At 59.1% G+C, this 20,103-nt stretch carries 17 protein-coding genes; 12 read left to right on the top strand and 5 right to left on the bottom strand.

What is annotated here, in order from left to right; genetic code table 11:
* Positions 1-20: 20 nt before the first annotated feature.
* The 3 genes from JOE34_RS18205 to JOE34_RS18195 are packed head-to-tail and all read left to right on the top strand — an operon-like array spanning position 21 to position 3,464.
* Positions 21-965 carry an ABC transporter permease gene (locus JOE34_RS18205; RefSeq protein ID WP_017279132.1) on the top strand — a complete coding sequence of 315 codons (945 nt, stop codon included), beginning with the start codon at positions 21-23 and terminating at the stop codon, positions 963-965.
* Complete coding sequence (locus JOE34_RS18200) at positions 965-1,837, top strand: ABC transporter permease (RefSeq protein ID WP_003410575.1); 873 nt, start codon at positions 965-967, stop codon at positions 1,835-1,837. Before JOE34_RS18205 ends, JOE34_RS18200 begins: the two co-directional genes overlap by 1 nt.
* Positions 1,838-1,868: 31 nt before the next feature.
* Positions 1,869-3,464 carry a gamma-glutamyltransferase family protein gene (locus tag JOE34_RS18195; RefSeq protein WP_209996314.1) on the top strand — a complete coding sequence of 532 codons (1,596 nt, stop codon included), beginning with the start codon at positions 1,869-1,871 and terminating at the stop codon, positions 3,462-3,464.
* A 95-nt stretch (positions 3,465-3,559) separates the two neighbouring features.
* On the opposite strand, the gene JOE34_RS18190 is transcribed toward JOE34_RS18195, so the two are convergent.
* Together JOE34_RS18190 and JOE34_RS25955 are read right to left on the bottom strand one after the other, a co-directional pair.
* Positions 3,560-4,954 (bottom strand): PepSY-associated TM helix domain-containing protein, encoded by a 1,395-nt coding sequence (locus tag JOE34_RS18190; protein WP_024664350.1) that lies wholly within the window; start codon positions 4,952-4,954, stop codon positions 3,560-3,562.
* Between the two features lie 108 nt (positions 4,955-5,062).
* Positions 5,063-5,392, bottom strand: a complete 330-nt coding sequence (locus JOE34_RS25955) for a DUF2946 domain-containing protein (protein ID WP_324294174.1) — start codon at positions 5,390-5,392, stop codon at positions 5,063-5,065.
* Between JOE34_RS25955 and JOE34_RS25950 the strand changes: the two genes are divergently transcribed.
* From JOE34_RS25950 to JOE34_RS18145, 9 genes are all read left to right on the top strand, one after another.
* Entirely contained in the window at positions 5,333-5,482 is a 150-nt protein-coding gene (locus JOE34_RS25950) for a hypothetical protein (RefSeq protein WP_229636577.1), read from the top strand. The genes JOE34_RS25955 and JOE34_RS25950 overlap by 60 nt on opposite strands.
* Before the next feature lie 933 nt (positions 5,483-6,415).
* Positions 6,416-7,564, top strand: a complete 1,149-nt coding sequence (gene arnB, locus JOE34_RS18180) for a UDP-4-amino-4-deoxy-L-arabinose aminotransferase (protein ID WP_209996312.1) — start codon at positions 6,416-6,418, stop codon at positions 7,562-7,564.
* Positions 7,561-8,574 (top strand): undecaprenyl-phosphate 4-deoxy-4-formamido-L-arabinose transferase, encoded by a 1,014-nt coding sequence (arnC, locus tag JOE34_RS18175; RefSeq protein ID WP_122220007.1) that lies wholly within the window; start codon positions 7,561-7,563, stop codon positions 8,572-8,574. Before arnB ends, arnC begins: the two co-directional genes overlap by 4 nt.
* On the top strand, positions 8,571-10,565 hold the full coding sequence (gene arnA / locus JOE34_RS18170; RefSeq protein ID WP_032661823.1) for a bifunctional UDP-4-amino-4-deoxy-L-arabinose formyltransferase/UDP-glucuronic acid oxidase ArnA: 1,995 nt from the start codon (positions 8,571-8,573) through the stop codon (positions 10,563-10,565). Before arnC ends, arnA begins: the two co-directional genes overlap by 4 nt.
* Positions 10,565-11,446: a 4-deoxy-4-formamido-L-arabinose-phosphoundecaprenol deformylase gene (gene arnD, locus JOE34_RS18165; RefSeq protein WP_032662411.1), complete on the top strand. Its 882-nt coding sequence runs from the start codon at positions 10,565-10,567 to the stop codon at positions 11,444-11,446. The genes arnA and arnD overlap by 1 nt, the downstream gene beginning before the upstream one ends.
* Positions 11,446-13,095, top strand: coding sequence for a lipid IV(A) 4-amino-4-deoxy-L-arabinosyltransferase (arnT, locus tag JOE34_RS18160; protein ID WP_032661826.1), 1,650 nt, complete (start codon positions 11,446-11,448; stop codon positions 13,093-13,095). The genes arnD and arnT overlap by 1 nt, the downstream gene beginning before the upstream one ends.
* The gene (gene arnE, locus JOE34_RS18155; RefSeq protein ID WP_032661829.1) at positions 13,092-13,436 is read left to right on the top strand and encodes a 4-amino-4-deoxy-L-arabinose-phosphoundecaprenol flippase subunit ArnE; all 345 of its coding nucleotides are present in this window, start codon (positions 13,092-13,094) and stop codon (positions 13,434-13,436) included. Before arnT ends, arnE begins: the two co-directional genes overlap by 4 nt.
* Before the next feature lie 26 nt (positions 13,437-13,462).
* Complete coding sequence (arnF, locus tag JOE34_RS18150) at positions 13,463-13,867, top strand: 4-amino-4-deoxy-L-arabinose-phosphoundecaprenol flippase subunit ArnF (RefSeq protein WP_003396894.1); 405 nt, start codon at positions 13,463-13,465, stop codon at positions 13,865-13,867.
* Complete coding sequence (locus tag JOE34_RS18145) at positions 13,845-15,239, top strand: UDP-glucose/GDP-mannose dehydrogenase family protein (RefSeq protein WP_032661832.1); 1,395 nt, start codon at positions 13,845-13,847, stop codon at positions 15,237-15,239. The genes arnF and JOE34_RS18145 overlap by 23 nt, the downstream gene beginning before the upstream one ends.
* 19 nt (positions 15,240-15,258) lie before the next feature.
* Here JOE34_RS18145 and JOE34_RS18140 read toward each other — a convergent pair whose 3' ends face one another.
* From JOE34_RS18140 to JOE34_RS18130, 3 genes are all read right to left on the bottom strand, one after another.
* Positions 15,259-16,740 (bottom strand): glycosyltransferase family 39 protein, encoded by a 1,482-nt coding sequence (locus JOE34_RS18140; protein ID WP_209996878.1) that lies wholly within the window; start codon positions 16,738-16,740, stop codon positions 15,259-15,261.
* A gap of 234 nt (positions 16,741-16,974) precedes the next feature.
* The gene (locus tag JOE34_RS18135) at positions 16,975-17,994 is read right to left on the bottom strand and encodes a hypothetical protein (protein WP_004417649.1); all 1,020 of its coding nucleotides are present in this window, start codon (positions 17,992-17,994) and stop codon (positions 16,975-16,977) included.
* Positions 17,995-18,379: 385 nt separating this feature from the next.
* Positions 18,380-19,984 (bottom strand): hybrid sensor histidine kinase/response regulator, encoded by a 1,605-nt coding sequence (locus JOE34_RS18130; protein WP_003426528.1) that lies wholly within the window; start codon positions 19,982-19,984, stop codon positions 18,380-18,382.
* Between the last annotated feature and the right edge of the window lie 119 nt (positions 19,985-20,103).

Here is a 20,103-nt window from a genome sequence, read left to right as displayed (position 1 = left end):
CGCACCTGCGAGGTTCCGGTATGCTGATGTTCATCCTGCGACGCCTGCTCAGCTCGATCCCGACGCTGATTCTGGTTTCGCTGTTCGTCTTCACCCTGCAGAAGCTGCTGCCGGGTGACCCGGTGCTGGCCATGGCCGGGGAAGAGCGCGATCCGGCGGTCATGGAGTACCTGCGCGACAAGTACCGGCTCGATGACCCGATCCCGTTGCAGTACCTGAACTGGGTCGGCAACGTACTGACCGGCGACCTGGGCACATCGCTGCGCACCGAGCAACCGGTAACCACGCTGCTGGCGTCGAAACTGCCGGTGACCCTCGAACTGGCGGTGCTGGCCCTGCTGATTGCGCTGCTGATCGGTATTCCCACCGGGATCATTTCGGCGGTGCGCAAAGGCACCGCCGTGGATTACGGGGCCAACGTGGTGGCGCTGTCGGGGATTTCCATTCCGCACTTCTGGCTGGGCATTCTGCTGATCATGGTCTTTGCGGTGAAACTGCAGTGGCTGCCCGCCTCCGGCTTTGTGCCGATGGGCGAGGACTTCGGGCAAAACCTGAAGACCCTGATCCTGCCTGCCTTCGTATTGGGTGCCGGGCTTTCGGGGATTCTCATGCGCCATACCCGCAGCGCCATGCTGGAAGTACTGCGCGCTGACTACGTCCGTACCGCCCGGGCCAAGGGATTGTTCCCGCGTACAGTGATTCTCAAGCATGCGCTGCGCAACGCGTTGATGCCGATCATCACCCTCACGACATTGCTGTTCGGCGAGTTGCTCGGCGGTGCGGTGTTGACCGAGCAAGTGTTCAGCATTCCGGGGTTCGGCAAGATGATCGTCGACGCCGTGTTCAACCGTGACTACGCCGTGGTGCAAGGCGTGGTGTTGTGTGTCGCGATTGGCTTCCTGATGCTGAACCTGCTGGCCGACGTGCTTTATCGCCTGATCAACCCACGTCTGAGGACTGCCTGATGACCGCTATTGCCAGCCTCTCGCACAGCGCGATCCTGCCCCGCAGTCGCTCGCCTTTTCTGAAGAAATTCCTGGCCAACAAAGGCGCGGTGCTTGGCGCGGCGGTGTTGTTGCTGTTTGTCCTGGCGGCCGTTCTGGCGCCCTGGATTGCGCCTCATGATCCGCTCAAAGCCAACTTCCTCGCGGTACGCAAGGCCCCCTCGTTGATCTACTGGATGGGCACCGACGAACTGGGGCGCGATCTGTTCTCGCGCTTGCTGTATGGCGCCCGCAGCTCGCTGCTGGCCGGGGGTGTTTCGGTAGCCATCGCCATGTTCATCGGCGTGCCGCTGGGCCTGCTAGCCGGGTACTTCGGTGGCAAGCTGGACATGATCATTTCGCAGGTCATGGAAGCGCTGCTGTCCTGCCCGTTTCTGGTGCTGGCCATCGCTTTGGGCGCCTTTCTCGGCCCCAGCCTGACCAACGCGATGATCGCCATCGGCCTGTCCGCGATGCCGATCTTTGCCCGACTGACCCGCGGCCAGGTGCTGTCGATCAAGCACGAGGATTACCTCGAAGGTGCCCGCGCCATCGGTCTGCCGGATCGCTGGATCATCCTGCGTTACGTACTGCCAAACGTGATGTCGCCACTGGTCGTGCAGGCAACGCTGACCATCGCCTCGGCGATTCTGGCCGAAGCCAGCCTGTCGTTCCTCGGCCTGGGCCAGCAACCGCCGTCGCCGTCCTGGGGCTCGATGCTCAATACTGCGAAGAATTTCATGGAGCAGGCTCCGTGGATGTCGATTGCGCCTGGCGTGGCGATCTACATCACGGTCCTGTGTTTCAACCTGCTGGGTGACGGCCTGCGCGATGCGCTGGACCCCAAGGGCTAAACCTTTCGTCTTCTGCCAAAGAGAAACGCTTATGTTCGATGATCTGGATTACAACCAACCGTACGCGTCGGCCCGCTCGCCGGTGATGGGCAACAACATGGTCGCCTGCTCTCAGCCATTGGCCGCTCAGGCCGGGCTGGACATGCTGCGCCGTGGCGGTAATGCGGTCGACGCCGCCATCGCCGCGGCCATGGTGCTGACCGTGGTCGAGCCCACCGGCTGCGGAATCGGCAGCGATGCCTTTGCCATCGTCTGGGACGGCAGCAAGCTGCAAGGCTTGAACGCTTCCGGTCGCGCGCCACAAGCCTGGACACCCGAATACTTCGAAGGCCAGAGCCAGATGCCGCAACGCGGCTGGCCTGCGGTCAGCGTGCCGGGTGCGGTATCGGCCTGGGTGGAGCTGTCAGCGCGCTACGGCAAACTGCCCTTCGCGACCCTGGCCGAACCGGCGATTGGCTACGCCCGCGACGGCTATCAGGTCACGCCTATAATCGCCGAGTTGTGGAAACGCGGCGCACATCTGCTCAAGGACCAACCGGGCTTTGCCGAGTGTTTCATGCCGGATGGCAAGGCCCCCATGGCCGGAGAGAAAATCCGGCTCAAGGATCACGCCCGTACGCTGGAACTGATCGCGCAGACCAAAGGCGAGGCGTTCTATCGCGGCGAACTGGCGCACACAATCATCGCCCATGCCAACGCCAATGGCAGCGTGATGAGCCTCGACGACCTGGCGACGCACACCGTGGACTGGATCGACACCCTGTCGGTGCCATACGCAGGCGCTGTCGTGCATGAACTGCCGCCAAATGGCCAGGGCATTGCCACCCTGGCCGGCCTGACCATGCTCGAAGCACTGGGCGTCGGCGAACACCCGGTGGATAGCCTCGAGACGGTTCACCCGGTGCTGGAAGCAATGAAACTGGCCCTCGCCGACCTCGACGAACATGTCGCCGACAGCGAGCACATGCGCGTGCCCTCAGCCGATTTGCTGGGCCAGGCTTACCTGACGGAACGCGCAGGGCTGATCACCGATCAGGCCGCCAATCCCGGGCACGGCTCGCCAAAACCGGGTGGCACGGTGTACCTGTCGGCAGCGGATGAAAGCGGCATGATGATCTCGTTCATCCAGTCCAACTACATGGGCTTCGGTTCGGGTGTGGTTGTACCCGGTACGGGCATCAGTATGCAGAACCGCGGCGCGGGCTTCTCGCTGGACCCGCAGCACGTCAATTACGTCGCGCCGCGCAAACGTCCGTTCCACACGATCATCCCCGGTTTTGTCATGAATGCCGACGGCACGCCGCTGATGTCCTTCGGTTTGATGGGCGGCCCGATGCAGGCGCAGGGTCATTTGCAGATGATGATGCGCATCCTGCGTTACAAACAGAACCCGCAAGCCGCTGCCGACGCACCGCGCTGGAGAATCGAAGCCGGCCTGAAAGTCGCCGTGGAACGTGCGTTTGACCCCGAAGTGGTGAAAGCACTACGCGCCAAAGGTCACGACATCGATGTCGAAGAGCCAAGTGGCGTGTTTGCCTTCGGCGGTGCGCAGATTATTCAGCGCACCGCACATGGATACGTGGGCGGGACCGATCCGAGAAAGGACGGAACGGTCGCAGCGTATTGAGCGACCGCGATATCCGCTACTGACAAGCCATCGAGCAGACGGCCCTGGTCGGGAATCAGTTGCTCGATGCGCTTGGTAATCCGCGCACCTTAGGGTTACACCTTGCCCTCGACCAAGGGTCTTGCGGCTCGCCGGTGGCCCAGTAGCGCGTCCAGGATGATAAAGCCCAGCAGACTCAAGCCCAGTACGGGCAGCGCAAAGCCAGTCAACACTGCAACCAGGATCAACGCGCATTGCGCGCCCGGATTCAACGAGCGCCAGAGACTCAAGAGCGTTGCCTGCTGATTGCGTGGTTGAGAAAGCATTGGACGACGTCGCCACCACATCACATAACCCATGACGACCATGGCCGCCAGGCCACTGGCGAACACCACCAGTACCAATTGATTGGCCAGACCAAACAACACGCCCATGTGCGCATCAATGCCCCAGCGGGTGAGCTTGGCGGGCAGCGAATAGTCTGCAAACTTGACATGATCCACCACGTCCAGTGTTTGCGGGTTGATCGACACAGCATCTACTTGCGTCGGCCAACTGCGATCTATCTCGCTGACTACCCAGGCCTTGTCATTGCTCGCGGATGGCCGGATTTCAACCTTGGCAGCATCGATATGTGCGGCACGCGCGCTGGCCAGAACACTGTCGAACAAGGCAGGGTCCAACTCGGCCGCCTGTGTCGTCGGCGCCATGTGCATATGATGCTCGGCGTGCTCGTCCATGGGCATAGACATTGGCATCGCCGCCGACTTGCCCAATGAGGTGGCCACACTGGGCGTTGACCAGCCGTAGTACGCACGCAATACGCCAATGTTATCGCCGGCGTACTGTGACCACGTCAAACCGGTGGCCGAGAAGAACAGCAGGCCCAGCAACAGCCATACGCCGGTGGTTGCATGCCAGCGGCGCACGTTGCCGCGTTCACGACTCTGCCGACGACGGCGAACCGCCCACAGCACCAGACCGCCGAGCGCAGCCACCCACAGCCATGAGGCGGCCAGCTCGCTGTAGATCCTGCCGACATCGCCCAGCAGAAGGCCCCGATGAAACTGATCGATCCAGGTACGTAGCGGTAATATGCCACTGGTACCGTAGACCTTCATGTCGCCGCGAATTTCGCCACTCACCGGGTCCACGAACAGCGCTCGATGCTCCGATGGGCCAAAGCCCGGATCGCTGAACATGACCCGAGTGGTATCCCCTTCCCGGGGTGCCGGGCGCACTGCGGCGACGCTCAGGCCTGGACCTGCCGATGCCTGCGCGCGCTGGATCTGAGCCTGCAAGCTCATCGCAGGGCCACGACTGTCTGTGTGTAGCGCATGCGCATAGAGCGAATCTTCGATCTGCGGGGTCAGTGCATAGACGACGCCACTCAAGGCCGCGACCAGCATAAACGGACCGACGAATACGCCGATGTAAAAATGAAGCCTTTTCAGAAAGGCGACAAATGCTCCGGAAGGCCGTGGCTCCGGGCTTGAAAATGATGCAGACATAGGGACTCACCAACGTATGAACGCCCCCCGCCGGAATGACCTTCCGGCAGGCTGTAAAGACACTATCGGTTGTTCGTGCGAGCGATACTCACACGTCCACGATGGGCACTAAGGTGCCTGTGGATTGAGTCCCGGAAAGGTGTACCTTGGCAGGTTGCCGAGCCAGAGTTCGGGCAACACAAAACGAGTACGGCGGACACGGATCAGCCAGCCCAGCGCCACGAAGAAAATCATCGCCAGCGTCAGTGTTCCGGCAAACGAACAGTCTCCCGACTGCGCCTTCATGCTGCCTGACATGTCCATCTTCTTGGAAGAATCGTGCATGGACATGTGCATCGTGTGATGCCCGGCATGCATATCAGACATCCCATGATCTGCATGGGAAACCGAAGCCATTGCAGTGCCGGCAAAAGCGGCCATCATCTGGCCGTGACCGATGCTGCACGCAAGACCATTGAACAGGACAACTGCGTACAGTATCCAGGCAATGGGCGAGCAATGGGTTCGGAAGAAGTTCATGGCGGCTAATTTAACATCTCTGGCCGGAACTAGACAGAACGGGGTGAGCGGGTCGGCAGCCCTTCGCAGGATCGATAACCGCCGAGTCCGCCACGTGTTCGCACGAAGCAAGGCACGCCGCGTGGCCCTTTACTTTGCTGCATCGAATAAACCTGGCAATGGCAGTCAAGCGGACCGTCGTTCTACACACATCGTTAACTACTTCGTCGGTACCCTCTCCTTACAGGATCGTGTCGAATATAAAGGCACATGAAGTAAGCCTTGAACACTTCGCAACCATCAGCACGCCTGCATGAAACTGCCTTGACCTTATAACTCACCCAAACATTTCTCGATGATTACCTATACCATCCTGTTCCTTATCAGCAAACTTTCTCTCTGCCGCACTGCCCGACCCTACCGCCTGGTTATATATATCACTTGATAGCGGTCATGTTTTCTACACCCGGCAAGCTTCCTCCTGACCGGGGTTTCCGCAAACGCACCGTCTGCGTCTAAAAAAAACCGAGAAAAAAGCTGCCCCCCAATGAAACCTGGTCAATAGCAACCTTCTCGATTCAGGCTCGACCCTGTCCGACAACGCAAAACCCATTCCCCGGTCATGAAAGCTTCATTAAAAAAACCTGCAACTGCAACACACTTCATCCGCTTTAACTTTTCATGATTATCATGAGCAAGCTGAACTAAAGCTGTCTGTTCATGACGCGCTCGATGAAATCTGAACGGCAGATTAATAATTCTACATGGACGCATAACGGCGTTGTCGTTCGTTTGGCTTTCACCCTACTCTATGATTCGAAAGCCTGCCAGGCGATACAAAAAAGCAACGACGTCTAGACATTATTTTCATATTTGAACGCCCAAGTTCACCGCACTCACGCGCACTCGTGGTGTGACTTTTTTATGTTCGGCCCTGCTGCGTCAATCGGAGAGTCTCTGTAGATGAGTCAAACTTTTCTTGCCTTTTCACGGCCGTCCATTGGCGATGAAGAAATTGCTGCGGTAACGCGCGTGCTGCGCTCCGGATGGATCACCACTGGCCCGGAATGTCAGAAGCTGGAGGAAGAGTTCGCCGCGCGGGTCGGCGCTCAGCATGCAGTGGCACTGTCTTCGGCCACCGGGGCAATGCACGTTGCGCTGCTGGCGCTGGGCGTAGGGCCTGGCGATGAAGTGATTACGCCGTCGCAAACCTGGGTGTCGACAGCCAACATGATCTGCCTGCTAGGGGCCACTCCGGTGTTCGTCGATGTCGACCGTGACACCCTGATGACCAGCGCCGCGCTGATAGCGCAAGCCATCACCCCGCGAACCAAGGCGATCGTGCCGGTGCATTACGCAGGCGCTGCATTCGATCTCGACCCGCTGTATGCGCTGGCCGACCGGCACGGCATCACCGTGATCGAAGACGCTGCGCATGCCGCCGGCACCGGTTACCAGGGACGTCCGGTCGGCCAGCAGGGCACTGCGATCTTTTCGTTTCACGCGATCAAGAACATGACCTGTGCCGAAGGCGCGATGCTGGTCACCGACAATGCGCGACTGGCTGATCGGGTGCGTCAGCTCAAATTTCATGGCCTGGGTGTCGATGCCTACGACCGCCTGACCCTGGGTCGCAAGCCCCAGGCCGAGGTTATGGAGCCTGGTTTCAAATACAACCTGGCCGACATCAATGCGAGCATTGCGCGGGTGCAGTTGCAACGCCTCGATGCAATCAATGCGCAGCGTCAGGCACTCGCCAGCCATTACCTCGAACGACTGGCCAGCAGCCCCGCTCTGCCTCTCGCCCTGCCCCGGCATGCCCAGCAACACGCCTGGCACCTGTTCATTCTGCGCATCGATCCCGAGCGCTGCGGGCTGGATCGCGACGCCTTCATGAAGGCCTTGCAAGCGCGAAACATCGGCACCGGCATCCACTTCATCGCCACTCACCTGCACAGCTATTACCGCAAGCGTTTCCCCGACGTCTGCCTGCCCGACACGGAATGGAATTCATCAAGGCTGTGCTCCATACCCCTGTTTCCCGACATGACCCTCGATGATGTCGAGCGGGTTGTCGGTGCCATTGAATCGACCGTGGAATCCAGCCATTGAAACCGTATCCCATCAAGTTCGTGTCGATCGTCATCCCTGTCTACAACGAACGACAAAGCCTGCCAGAGTTGCTGCGCCGCACTGAAGCGGCCTGCGAACAGCTCGACCACCGCTTCGAAATCGTGTTGGTCGACGATGGCAGCCGCGACGACTCGGCAGACATCCTCCAGCGGGCTGCCGAGCGCGCCGACAGCCCCTTTGTCGCAGTGATCCTGAATCGAAACTACGGTCAGCACGCAGCCATCATGGCCGGATTCGAGCAGTGCCAGGGCGACGTGGTCATCACCCTCGATGCCGACCTGCAGAATCCACCCGAAGAAATCCCTCGTCTGGTAAAGCTCGCTGAACAGGGATACGACGTGGTCGGTACGGTGCGCAGCAACCGTCAGGACTCCGCCTGGAGACGCTGGCCATCGAAACTCATCAACCTGGCCGTGCAGCGCTCCACCGGCGTGGCCATGAACGATTACGGCTGCATGCTGCGCGCATACCGGCGCACGATTGTCGACGCCATGCTCGCCTGCCGGGAGCGCAGCACATTCATTCCGATTCTGGCGAACAGTTTTGCGCGACACACCACCGAGGTGCTGGTCGATCACGCCGAACGCGAGCACGGCGACTCCAAATACAGCCCGATGCGTCTGATCAACCTCATGTTCGACCTGATCACCTGCATGACCACCACGCCCCTGCGCCTGCTCAGCATCATCGGTTTCAGCATGGCGTTGCTCGGTGTCTCGTTCGCGGCGCTGCTGATCGTTCTGCGCCTGATCTTCGGCGCGTCATGGGCCGGGGACGGCATGTTCGTACTGTTTGCCGTGCTGTTCGTATTCACCGGCGGGCAGTTCATCGGCATGGGACTGCTGGGTGAATACCTGGGCCGGATGTACAGCGATGTGCGTGCGCGTCCTCGGTTCTTTATCGAAAAGGTCGTGCGCAGCTCGTCACCGGTTGCCACCGACAACATTGATTCCTCTGTAACTCCCTATATGAACAAGGTCGCGCCATGAGCACTAAAGCTGTCGTTTTCGCTTATCACGATATTGGCTGTGTCGGCCTGCAAGCGTTGCTGGACGCAGGCTATGAGATTGCGGCGGTGTTCACCCATGCCGACGACCCCAAAGAAAAAACCTTTTTCGGCTCTGTGGCGCAGATGTGCGCCCGGCACGGCATTGCGGTGCATGCCCCCGAGGACCCGAATCACCCGCTATGGGTAGAGCGCATCGGCAAACTGGCGCCGGACTTCATTTTCTCCTTCTACTATCGCCAGCTGCTCGGCGATTCGCTGCTGGCCTGCGCGAAAAAAGCTGCGCTGAACCTGCATGGCTCGCTGCTTCCGCGTTATCGCGGACGCGCGCCGGCCAACTGGGTGCTGGTCAACGGCGAAAGTGAAACCGGCGTTACCCTGCATCAGATGGTCAAACGCGCGGATGCCGGGCCGATAGTCGCTCAGCAGCGAGTGTCGATCAGTGCCACCGATACTGCCTTGACGCTGCATGGCAAATTGCGTGACGCCGCCGCTGACCTGCTTTGCGAAACACTGCCCCTGCTGGCCGCGCAAGGGCAACTGCCAGCTACGCCCCAGGATGAATCGCGTGCGACGTATTTCGGTCGGCGCACCCCGGCCGACGGTTTGATCGACTGGTCGCTGCCGGCTACCCAGCTCTACAACCTGATCCGCGCGGTAACACAGCCCTACCCTGGCGCGTTTTGCCCGGTCGGTGACAACAAGCTGATCGTCTGGGCTGCCAGCGTGGACACGAGCAGCAATGGCGAGGCGCCCGGCACGGTCATCAGTCACGAGCCATTGCGTATCGCCTGTGGCGAGGGTTCGCTGGTCATCACCGCAGGGCAACGCGGTGACAGCGGCTTGTACCTCAGTGGTGCGCAACTGGCGCGCGAATTCGGGTTGGTAGCAGGCTCACAACTGCTCGACAAGGCAAAGCGCCGGTCGGTTCGTCGCACCCGAGTGTTGATCCTCGGCGTCAACGGCTTCATCGGCAACCACCTGTCAGAGCGTCTACTGCAGGATGACCGTTACGAAATCTACGGCATGGATATCGGCTCGGACGCCATCGAGCGCCTGCGTGCCAAGCCGAACTTTCATTTCATCGAAGGTGACATCAGCATCCATACCGAATGGATCGAATACCACATCAAGAAATGCGATGTCGTGCTGCCGCTGGTGGCCATCGCCACGCCGATTGAATACACGCGCAATCCACTGCGGGTTTTCGAGCTGGATTTCGAAGAGAACCTGAAGATCGTTCGCTACTGCGTGAAGTACAACAAGCGCGTGATTTTCCCGTCCACGTCCGAAGTCTATGGCATGTGCCAGGACGCAAACTTCAACGAAGACACCTCCAACCTGATCGTTGGCCCGATCAACAAGCAGCGCTGGATCTACTCGGTGTCCAAGCAGCTGCTGGACCGGGTGATCTGGGCCTATGGCCAGAAAGGCCTGCAATTCACCCTGTTTCGCCCATTCAACTGGATGGGACCGCGTCTGGACCGCCTGGACTCGGCGCGCATTGGCAGTTCGCGGGCCATCACCCAACTGATCCTGCACCTGGTCGAAGGCACGCCCATTCGCCTGGTGGATGGCGGCGCCCAGAAGCGCTGTTTCACCGATGTCGTCGACGGCATCGAGGCGCTGGCGCGGATCATCGAAAACCGTGATGGGCGCTGTAACGGACAAATCATCAACATCGGCAACCCCGACAACGAAGCCAGCATCCGTCAATTAGGTGAAGAGCTGCTTCGCCAGTTCGAAGCTCATCCGTTGCGCGGCCATTTCCCGCCCTTTGCGGGCTTTCGTGAAGTTGAAAGCCAGTCCTTCTACGGCAAGGGCTATCAGGATGTCAGCCATCGCACGCCGAGCATCGACAACGCCAAAAAGCTGATTGGCTGGACGCCGGGTATCGAGCTGAGCGAGACCATCGGCAAAACCCTGGATTTCTTCCTGCGCGAAGCCATGGCTGAAAAAGCGGATCAGTGCTGATGCAGGCAGGCTTGAGAATCGATGTCGACACTTACCGGGGCACGTGTGAGGGCGTGCCCAGGCTACTGGACATACTCGACGAAGCGCAGGTCAAGGCGACCTTCTTTTTCAGTGTCGGACCCGACAACATGGGGCGCCATCTGTGGCGTCTGGTAAGGCCTACGTTCTTTTGGAAGATGCTTCGCTCCAAGGCGGCGAGCCTGTATGGCTGGGATATTCTGCTGGCCGGTACTGCATGGCCGGGCAAACCGATCGGCCGTGACCTTGGCCCACTGATGCGCCGCGCGCTGGATGCAGGTCACGAAATCGGCCTGCATGCCTGGGATCATCATGGCTGGCAAGCGAATGCCGGACACTGGAGCGACAGACAGTTGACTGCCCAGATACACCGTGGGGTCGACTGCCTGAGCGACATCCTCGGCCACCCGGTGGTGTGCTCCGCAGCGGCAGGCTGGCGCGCCGACCAGCGCATTGTGCAGGCCAAAGAGGCGTTTGGCTTTCGCTACAACAGTGACTGCCGTGGCGCCAGTCTGTTTCGCCCGTTGCTGGTCGACGGTAGTCTCGGTACCGCTCAGGTTCCGGTGGATTTGCCGACCTTCGATGAAGTAATCGGCCCGCACCTGCAGCCGAATGCGTTCAACGACTACATTCTCGGCCGCTTCGCCGCACGACGGCTCAATGTCTACACCCTTCACGCCGAAGTGGAAGGGATCATCATGGCCGAAGGTTTCAGGCAACTGTTAAAGCGGGCCAATACCCAAGGCATCCACTTCGCGCCGCTGGGCCATCTGCTACCCGATGCCATCGAACGGTTGCCTTCCGGGCATATCGTTCGCGGCCACCTGCCCGGCCGCGAAGGCTGGCTGGGGGTGCAGCAGTGATGCACGTCAGGCATCGTCATCTTGCGCTGCTGTTACTGGCGTTCGTGCTGGCTTATCTGCTGCCGCTGGGCTTTCACGGCCTGTGGATTCCCGATGAAACCCGCTATGCGCAGATCAGCCAGGAAATGCTCCACAGCGGTAACTGGATTGCGCCACACTTCATGGGGCTGCGTTACTTCGAAAAACCGGCTGCCGGTTACTGGCTGATTGCACTAGGGCAGCAGGTCTTTGGCGAGAACCTGTTCGGCGTGCGCATTGTGTCGGCACTGGCAAGCGGCTTGAGCGTGCTGCTGGCCTATCTACTGGCCGGCAAGATCTGGAACGACCCGCGCAAGCAGTTCGCCAGCGCCTTGCTGTTCATGAGCTTCGGCTTTATCGCCGGCCAGGCCGGTTACGCCAATCTTGATCCGCAATTCACCCTCTGGACCAACGTGACACTGCTGGCATTCTGGTACGCCGTGCACAGCATCGGCCGAGCGCGTCTAGCGGCATGGGCGGCAGTCGGCGTGGCCTGCGCAATGGGCTTCATGACCAAGGGCTTTCTCGCCTGGGCACTGCCCGTCATCATCGCCCTGCCCTACATGCTGTGCCAGCGACGCCTGGCCGAGCTACTCAAATTCGGCCCGCTTGCAATCTTGATTGCCATCGCCGTCTGCCTGCCGTGGGCGCTGGCAATCCACCAGCAAGAGCCCGACTATTGGCGCTACTTCTTCTGGCACGAGCATATTCGCCGCTTTGCCGGGGACAATGCCCAGCATGCCCAGCCCTGGTGGTTCTATATGCCGTTGCTGGTGGCGGCCTGTGTGCCGTGGGCACTGCTGCTGCCGGTAACACTGAAACAGGCATGGCAAGAAAAAAGCCACCCTGACATTGCCTTTTTGCTGCTGTGGCTGCTGCTGCCACTGGCGTTTCTGAGCCTGAGCAAAGGTAAATTGCCAACCTACATACTGCCGTGTCTGCTGCCGTTGGCGCTGCTGATGGCAAACACTCTGGTCGAGCGCCTCGATCGAGGCCACAGCACAGCGTTGCGCGCGAACGGAATATTCAACGCGACCGTCACTTTTCTTGGGCTTTTAGCGTTGATCTACCTTCAACTCAAGCAGCCCGTCTACGAAAACGAACCGATGCATCTGTCACTGGCGGTCATCGTGCTTCTCGGATGGACACTCGCCAACGCCCTGCAAGGCTTGCGCCCCCTGACCTTTTGGGCCACGCCGGCGTTGGGCGGTTGGCTGCTGATCGCATTGCTGCCCGCTGCGCTGCCAAACGATGTGATCAACAACAAGACTCCCGACCCGTTCGTCGTCAGGCACCAGGCCGAACTGGCGGACTGCACGCATCTGCTGAGCAACGACCTGGGCGCTGCCTCGGCATTGGCGTGGCGCCTGAAACGGCCTGATGTTGCACTGTTCAACACCTGGGGCGAGCTGGAATACGGCCTGGGCTATCCCGATGTGCAGGGTCGAGAAGTCCGCCTGCAGGACATTGATGCCTGGATGAAGAACGCCCGCAGCCAAGGCCGGGTCGGCGTCATCATGCGCGGCAAGAGCGATGAGGAACTGAAAGAGCTCGAAAGTCTTCCCAAGGATGGTCAGCGCTATGACGAAGGCAACCTGGCCATCCTCATTTACGAGAAGTCGGCATCGTGACCTGGCTGATGCTGGCAAGCGCATGCCTGCTGACCTGCCTGGGCCAGATCGCGCAGAAGTGCGCGGTACAAGACTGGCGCGGGGCATTTCCCGGCGCGTTTGTAGCGCTGCGCTCAACGTGGCTGTGGCTGGCGCTGGCCTGCCTTGGGTCGGGCCTGCTGGTCTGGCTGCTGGTGTTGCAACGCCTGGACGTCGGCATCGCCTATCCGATGCTGGGTGTTAACTTCGTGCTGATCACGCTGGCGGGGCGCTATGTGTTCGACGAGCCGGTTGACGCACAGCACTGGCTGGGTATTGCGCTGATTCTTGTCGGGGTATTTCAGTTGGGGCATCAAGCGTGACCCGCTGCCGGGCAACCCTGTGCGCCATGGCCAGTGTGGCGCTGGTCAGCGCGGCACAGCTGGGTATGCGCTGGAGCATGAGCCGCCTGCCCTCGCCCGCTCATTCGCTCGAACTGCACAATTCGACGCAGCTCGATCTCAGTGCCCTGATGGTCGTCTGCGCCTCGATCACCGCTTATGCGCTCTCCATGCTTTTCTGGTTGCTGGCTCTTCGGGTCTTGCCCCTGAGCCGTGCTTATTCGCTGCTCAGCATCAGCTACGCGCTGGTTTATACGCTCGCCGCAGCACTGCCGTTTTTCCACGAGACATTCACGGTATCGAAAACTGTGGGTGTCACCCTGATCGTGGCAGGTGTCTTGATCATCAACCTTCGGCGCGTCCCCCGGCCATCACCTCAGGATCTTCCCCATGAAAATCAGCGTTTTCGGTAGCGGATATGTCGGCCTGGTACAAGCGACCGTGCTTGCCGAAGTCGGCCACGATGTGGTCTGCATGGACATTGATCAGGCCAAGATCGACCAGTTGCGTCAGGGCCAGGTGCATATCTACGAGCCAGGACTGGCCAATCTGGTGCGTGAAAACCTGGACCAGCAGCGTCTGTGTTTCACCACTGACGAGCAACTGGCAGTGGAACATGCCGAGGTCCTGTTCATCGCGGTCGGCACGCCCTCTCGTGCTGATGGTTCGGCCGACCTGAGCGGCTTTTTTGCGGTGGGCGAAGCCATCGCCCGGCATCGGCGCGAACCGCTGATCATCGTCGAGAAATCCACCGTGCCGGTCGGCAGTGGCGACGCTTTGCGCAACCACGTCGATCAGGCACTGCGTCAGGCGGGCCGGCTGCTGCAGTTCGATATCGTCTCCAACCCGGAATTTCTGAAGGAGGGCTCGGCGGTCAACGATTGCCGGCGCCCGGACCGTATTGTCATCGGCTGCGAAAATGAAGCCGTGCGCAACGTCATGCGCGAGCTGTATGCGCCGTTCAACCGCAATCATGAGCGGATCATGTTCATGGACCTGCGTAGCGCCGAACTGACCAAGTATGCCGCCAACTGCATGCTGGCAACCAAGATCAGCTTCATCAACCAGATCGCCGAACTGGCCGAGCATCTGGGCGCGGACGTCGAGTTGGTGCGGCTGGGCATCGGTGCCGACTCACGGATAGGTTACGACTTCATCTATCCCGGCTGCGGTTACGGCGGTTCATGCTTCGGCAAGGACATCCGCGCGTTGATTCACAGCGCCCGGGAGGCTCATTGCTCCAACGATCTGCTGTCGGTGGTCGAGGCCATCAACGAACGGCAGAAGAACAAACTCTTCGAGCGGGTCAACGCGTTCTATCAGGGCGATCTGCGCGGCAAGACCTTTGCCCTGTGGGGCCTGGCGTTCAAGCCCAACACCGACGATATGCGTGATGCCCCGAGCCGCGTACTCATGGAAGCGTTATGGGAGGCTGGCGCCAGCGTGCGGGCGTTCGACCCCGAGGCCATGCAGGAAACCCAGCGCATCTATGGCCATCGCAAGGACCTGATGCTCATGGGCACGCCGGAGTCCGCGCTCAACGAGGCCGATGCATTGATCGTCTGCACTGAATGGCAACAGTTCAAAGCCCCGGATTTCGAGTTGATCCAGCAACGCCTGAACGCGCCGATCATCTTCGATGGACGCAATCTGTACGACACTGAACGACTGGCAAAACGCGGCTTCCACTACTTCCCCATCGGCCGTGGCGAATCGTGCGACCTGCCAATCCCACAAAAGCAGTGGACGGCCTGTAACTCGCTTGTCAGCAGTCAGTTCGTGTAACGGGCTGCTCCGGTGGCCGTCAGTTGCCGACAGTCACCGGAGCCTGGCTGACGAAATAGTAGATACGCTCGCCGACCTTGACGCTGTCGACCACTCGCAAGGGTGGTTCGGGAGGCTGCAGGCTTTCCATGATCGCCACATTGCCGTCGGCACGGGTCAGAAAGCTGCTCAGGTCAGCACTGGATATGAATGTATCCAGCAAGCTCTGGCTGTAGAACACGCTGGCACCTGCCAGCCGTTCACTGGGCTGAAACAAGGCGACGTGCCGTCCCTGGACTTGCAGGGAATGGACCTTGTCAGTCAGCGGCAGGAACGACAACTGCCGGTCCGCTCGCGGTTCCAGCCATATGGCTGCGCCGAGATACCCCGCCACGATCAACACAACCCCGGCAACCGTCATCGCCCGTCGGTTTCGTACCACAAACGCTGCCGACGCAGAGCCTTGCGAGCGTGCGTTGATTCGCTCGCCTAACACAAAGGCGTATTCCGCCGCGATGACTGCCGCCGCCGGGGCCAGTGACATCAGATAGACCGTGCGTTTACTTGAGGCCAGCGACAACAACAGGAACTGCGCGATCAGCCACAGGCTGAAAAACAGCAGGTAACGGTTGGCCCGCAGCTGTTTGCGGAAATGCCACAGCCCCAGATAGACGAGCACATTCCACGGCAAAAACGCTTCAGGCAGTTTGGTCAGATAGTAATGCACGGGCTCGTAATGCCCCGCCTCTTCGAACGAACCACTGAACCGTCCGACACTGTTGGTCCAGAGCACGTCCTTCAACGACTGCGTACCGCCCTGCCCGTATAGAAAGCACAGCCATACCAGCAAAGGCACCAAAGCCAGGACGGTGAACATCGCCGGGCGTAGCCAGTGGGCGAGAACAATGCGTTTGCTCTGCACCGACTCGCACACAAGCCAGGCGAAAATGACCACACCCGGCATCGCGAGGCCCAGCACGCCCTTGCTCAGGGTTGCCAGCGCAATCCCCACTACGAAGAGCAGCCAGGCGCCTGCGGGAAATCCGTCGCTGCGCAGACGCTGACTGGCGCAAAAGAACCCCAGCAACGCCATGCTCACACCCAGCGCCAGCAACGCGTCCTCGCCCACCTGCCGCGAATTGCTCCAGAAACTGGCCTGGGTCGCCAGCATGAATGCAGCCACCCACGCTATGGAGGCAGGTCGCCCGAAGCGACGCAGCATGCTGTAAAGCAGCAACACGCTGAACAGCCCCGCACAGGCGGACGCAAGCCTGACCGCCCAGGGAGTCGCACCGAACGCCCCGATGGACGCAGCGTCGAGCCAGACACTCATCGGCGGCTTTTCCAGGAACGGTTGATCGTTCAATTTCGGGGTAACCCAGTTGCCGCTCAGGTGCATTTCCATGGCGATGCCGGCCACGCGGGGTTCTGTCGAGTTTTGTAATTGGTGATTGCCCAGCGCGATAAAAAACAGCAACACGCCCAACAGCAAAAGCAATGGTGACAGCACGCGAGAAGTTATCAAGGGAATGACCGCAGCGACGTGGAAGGGGGAGACATACAATCGGAGCGATAAAGTATAAAAGGGTTATTGTTGAGAATGTGTTAACCCATGAAGCCTTCAGGGTGAAATCCCAGCCATGATCGTGAACAGTTCAGCCACTGTTCAGACTTCATTGCAGCTCTATGAAAACAAAAAAATGGGGAGCGATAATCGCCCCCCATTCAATACATCAGTTCACTTTTTTGCAGTGAATCAGACCGCAGCAACAACCTTGGCTGGCGGCTGAGTGCGACGACCCAGTACACCTGCACCCGCAGCTACCAGACCCGAGATCACCAGCGTGATCAGCAGAATCCAGGCACCTTGCGAAACACGCTTGGCGGTCACTTCAGCCGCTTCGCGGGCTTTCTGTTCAGCCTGAGCTTTCAGTTCCTGATACTTGGCATAAGCCTGACGGTAGCTGGCCTGAGCCTGATCAACGATCTGGTTGGCTTCGGCATCAGTCTTGTTGCCACGCGCCTTGATCAGATTGACCAGCGCCTGACGGTCAGCGGCATCCCATGCCTGGTCGCCCTTTGCTTTGATGCGATCCATCAGGCCGCTCAATTGCTGGTCGGCTTGCTGAGGATTCTGTGCGCTCTGCTTGGCAGTGTTCTGTGCGTCTTGCTGGGTCGCCTGAGCTTCCTGCTTGACGTTATCCGGGTTCAGCTCGGGCTTGCCGGTCTGACGCATGGCTGTTTCGATCTCGCCCTGAATATCGTCCAGATTGAAATCGATGCCTTGGGCGCGCAATTGATCCTGAATCTTGCTGCCAACGGCTGGAGCCACCTGTGCGATACCACTGCCCAGTGCCGACATGCCGCTGCCCGCCAGGTTGAGCCCGCCGCGCACGACGCCGGTCACTGCGCTGGAGACCAGATAAACCGTGATCAGCGAGACGCTCGCCCATACCAGCAGGCCATGAAATGCACCTTCACGCTGCGCCAGACGTCCAGCGGCCCAGCCGCCGACGAACAGCGAAATAACCGAGCTTACAACGACCCAGATACCTGCGCCCGTACCAATGCCGGACAACGGATTGGCTTCCTGCATGGGATCGATACTGGCACTTCCGATTGCCGTACCCAACAGGTTCAGCAACAGCGAAACAACCATGGCCAGAACAACACCGGCCAGAATCGCACTCCAGGAGATTCGTTTAAGCAGCGGAGCCGCTGCATGAGTTTCGTGGTACACAGGCGCACCTGGGGCGATACGGTCGTCGCGAATCATAGTCATAGTCCTTTGAGTCATTGGCAGTAAACGCACACATGTGTGGCGTACAAATCAATGACCCGAGCGACGTTCAAGAAGTTTAAAAATTTTATAGGCTTTTTTTCAGGCTTGAAAAAGCACAATAGAACTGTATTGATAGTGACGCACATCAATGGAACGTTACCTGCTCGCCTTGCTCCAAGCGATTTACACACTTGTCATTTTCTTAGGTTGTTTGCTCTAACTATTGGCAGTTGTCTGATGTCCGTTAATAACAGACGGGCATTACGGGCTGATTGCCTTTTGAATATCGGCACTCATTGGATAGGCTTAATTAGATATCAAACAGCACGAAGGCCTGACTGAGAACAGGCAGGCCTTCATGTGTTCATTGTCAGTATCGTCAGGCGATGCCGTTCGGCCCGTCGAGGACCTGCCTGACCTTCCTGGCGAGGTCCTGCGGCATGCAAGGCTTGGATACCACCTCAAACTCGGAACCGCCAATGTCGGTTCGCTCGATCGAGCTTTCAGCGTAACCGGTGGTCAACAGCACTTTGACCTTCGGGTACCTGCGCCTCACTTCACGCGCGAGCATCACCCCGTTCATGCCACCCGGCATGATCAGGTCAGTGAACAGCAAATCATATGTGGCGCCGGCCTCGAAGCGCTTCAGCGCCTCACGGGCATTGAGGACGATTTCCGACACATAGCCGTAATCATCCAGTACCATCTTCGCCAGCTCGGCCACATCAGGACGGTCTTCCACGATCAGAATTCGTTCGCAACTGCCAATGCGCCTTTCCGAGGCTTTCGGCGGATCGTTCTTGCTCAGCACGGCTTCGTCTACAGGGAAATACAGGCGCAGCGTGGTGCCGACACCTTCTTCGGTATAAATACGCGCCGCACCACCCGACTGTTTGGCAAAGCCATAGACCATCGAAAGACCGAGCCCGGAGCCCTTGCCTTCTTCTTTGGTAGTAAAGAACGGGTCCATTACCCGATCACGGATACTCGCGGGCATGCCGATGCCGTTGTCCGTCACCGCAATAGAGACATAACGGCCGGGTAACAGACCGTCGTAAGACATATTGGCCAACTCGTCGACGACCAGATTGCGGGTTTCAATAAATATCTTCGGGTCGGGCCTACCAATGAGTGCATCGCGCGCATTAATGAAAATATTAAGCAGTGCGACTTCTGCCTGGGTTGGATCGATACGGCAGTTCTTCAGTGCCGGATCCAGATCGGTTTCGATAACCACTTCCGGGCCAAAAGTACGCTCGATCAGCGGCTCTGTCGTGGAAACCAGGCCATTGAGGTTGAGGACTCGCCCCTGCAGTTTCTGTTTCCGGGCAAATGCCAGCAGTTGCTTGGTCAGTGTACTGGCGCGTTCGACGGCAGACTTGGCGTGATGAACACTGCGCTGGACACGCTGCACATCAATGGTGGGTTTCTCTGCCGCACTGCCGATCAGATCGATATAACCACCCATCACTTGCAGCAGGTTATTGAAGTCGTGCGCGATGCCACCGGTAAGCTGCCCCAAGGCCTCCATCTTTTGAGCCTGACGCAATGCTTCTTCGGCATCTCGACGGCGGCTGATGTCCAGCTGCGACGCAAAGAAATAAATCAGGTCGCCCGCGTCGTTATAGACCGGGGAAATAAACAGCGCATTCCAGAACGATGAACCGTCCTTGCGATAGTTGAGAATTTCAGTGGAGATATCGACGCGCTCTTCGATGGCATCGCGAATCGACTGCACCGCCGCCCGGTCAGTGTCCGGCCCTTGAAGAAACCGGCAGTTGCTCCCGATGATTTCCTCTGACGCATAGCCGGTCATTTCCAGAAATGCCTGGTTGGCAAAAATGATGGGATTGTCCGGGCGATTGGGGTCCGTCACGATCATCGGCATCCGGGTCGTTTCTACCGCCGCGAAAAAGATATCCTTTCCCTGATGTTTGATATCTCCCGTCGCCGCATTGTCGACCCGGGCTTTATTTTCCGACACTCCAGAAACTCCACGACTGTTTATTGGGCTATTGCGCCTGCTCTCTAATGGCTAGGACTGGCGAAGCCTCAAAAGGGTTCTAAAGTTTCTGACAAAAATCGAATTATATTCATTTGAAG

Source organism: Pseudomonas sp. PvP028 (assembly GCF_017832255.1).
Lineage (GTDB): Bacteria > Pseudomonadota > Gammaproteobacteria > Pseudomonadales > Pseudomonadaceae > Aquipseudomonas > Aquipseudomonas syringae.
This window is presented reverse-complemented; position numbering and strand designations above follow the sequence as displayed.

What these genes read in the sequence shown, in the direction of transcription:
- JOE34_RS18205 (WP_017279132.1), top strand. Translation starts at nt 21, where the DNA reads ATGCTGATGTTCATCCTGCGACGCCTGCTCAGCTCGATCCCGACGCTG.
- JOE34_RS18200 (WP_003410575.1), top strand. Translation starts at nt 965, where the DNA reads ATGACCGCTATTGCCAGCCTCTCGCACAGCGCGATCCTGCCCCGCAGT.
- JOE34_RS18195 (WP_209996314.1), top strand. Translation starts at nt 1,869, where the DNA reads ATGTTCGATGATCTGGATTACAACCAACCGTACGCGTCGGCCCGCTCG.
- JOE34_RS18190 (WP_024664350.1), bottom strand. Translation starts at nt 4,954, where the DNA reads ATGTCTGCATCATTTTCAAGCCCGGAGCCACGGCCTTCCGGAGCATTT.
- JOE34_RS25950 (WP_229636577.1), top strand. Translation starts at nt 5,333, where the DNA reads ATGGGAAACCGAAGCCATTGCAGTGCCGGCAAAAGCGGCCATCATCTG.
- arnB (WP_209996312.1), top strand. Translation starts at nt 6,416, where the DNA reads ATGAGTCAAACTTTTCTTGCCTTTTCACGGCCGTCCATTGGCGATGAA.
- arnA (WP_032661823.1), top strand. Translation starts at nt 8,571, where the DNA reads ATGAGCACTAAAGCTGTCGTTTTCGCTTATCACGATATTGGCTGTGTC.
- arnD (WP_032662411.1), top strand. Translation starts at nt 10,565, where the DNA reads ATGCAGGCAGGCTTGAGAATCGATGTCGACACTTACCGGGGCACGTGT.
- arnT (WP_032661826.1), top strand. Translation starts at nt 11,446, where the DNA reads ATGCACGTCAGGCATCGTCATCTTGCGCTGCTGTTACTGGCGTTCGTG.
- arnF (WP_003396894.1), top strand. Translation starts at nt 13,463, where the DNA reads ATGGCCAGTGTGGCGCTGGTCAGCGCGGCACAGCTGGGTATGCGCTGG.
- JOE34_RS18145 (WP_032661832.1), top strand. Translation starts at nt 13,845, where the DNA reads ATGAAAATCAGCGTTTTCGGTAGCGGATATGTCGGCCTGGTACAAGCG.
- JOE34_RS18135 (WP_004417649.1), bottom strand. Translation starts at nt 17,994, where the DNA reads ATGATTCGCGACGACCGTATCGCCCCAGGTGCGCCTGTGTACCACGAA.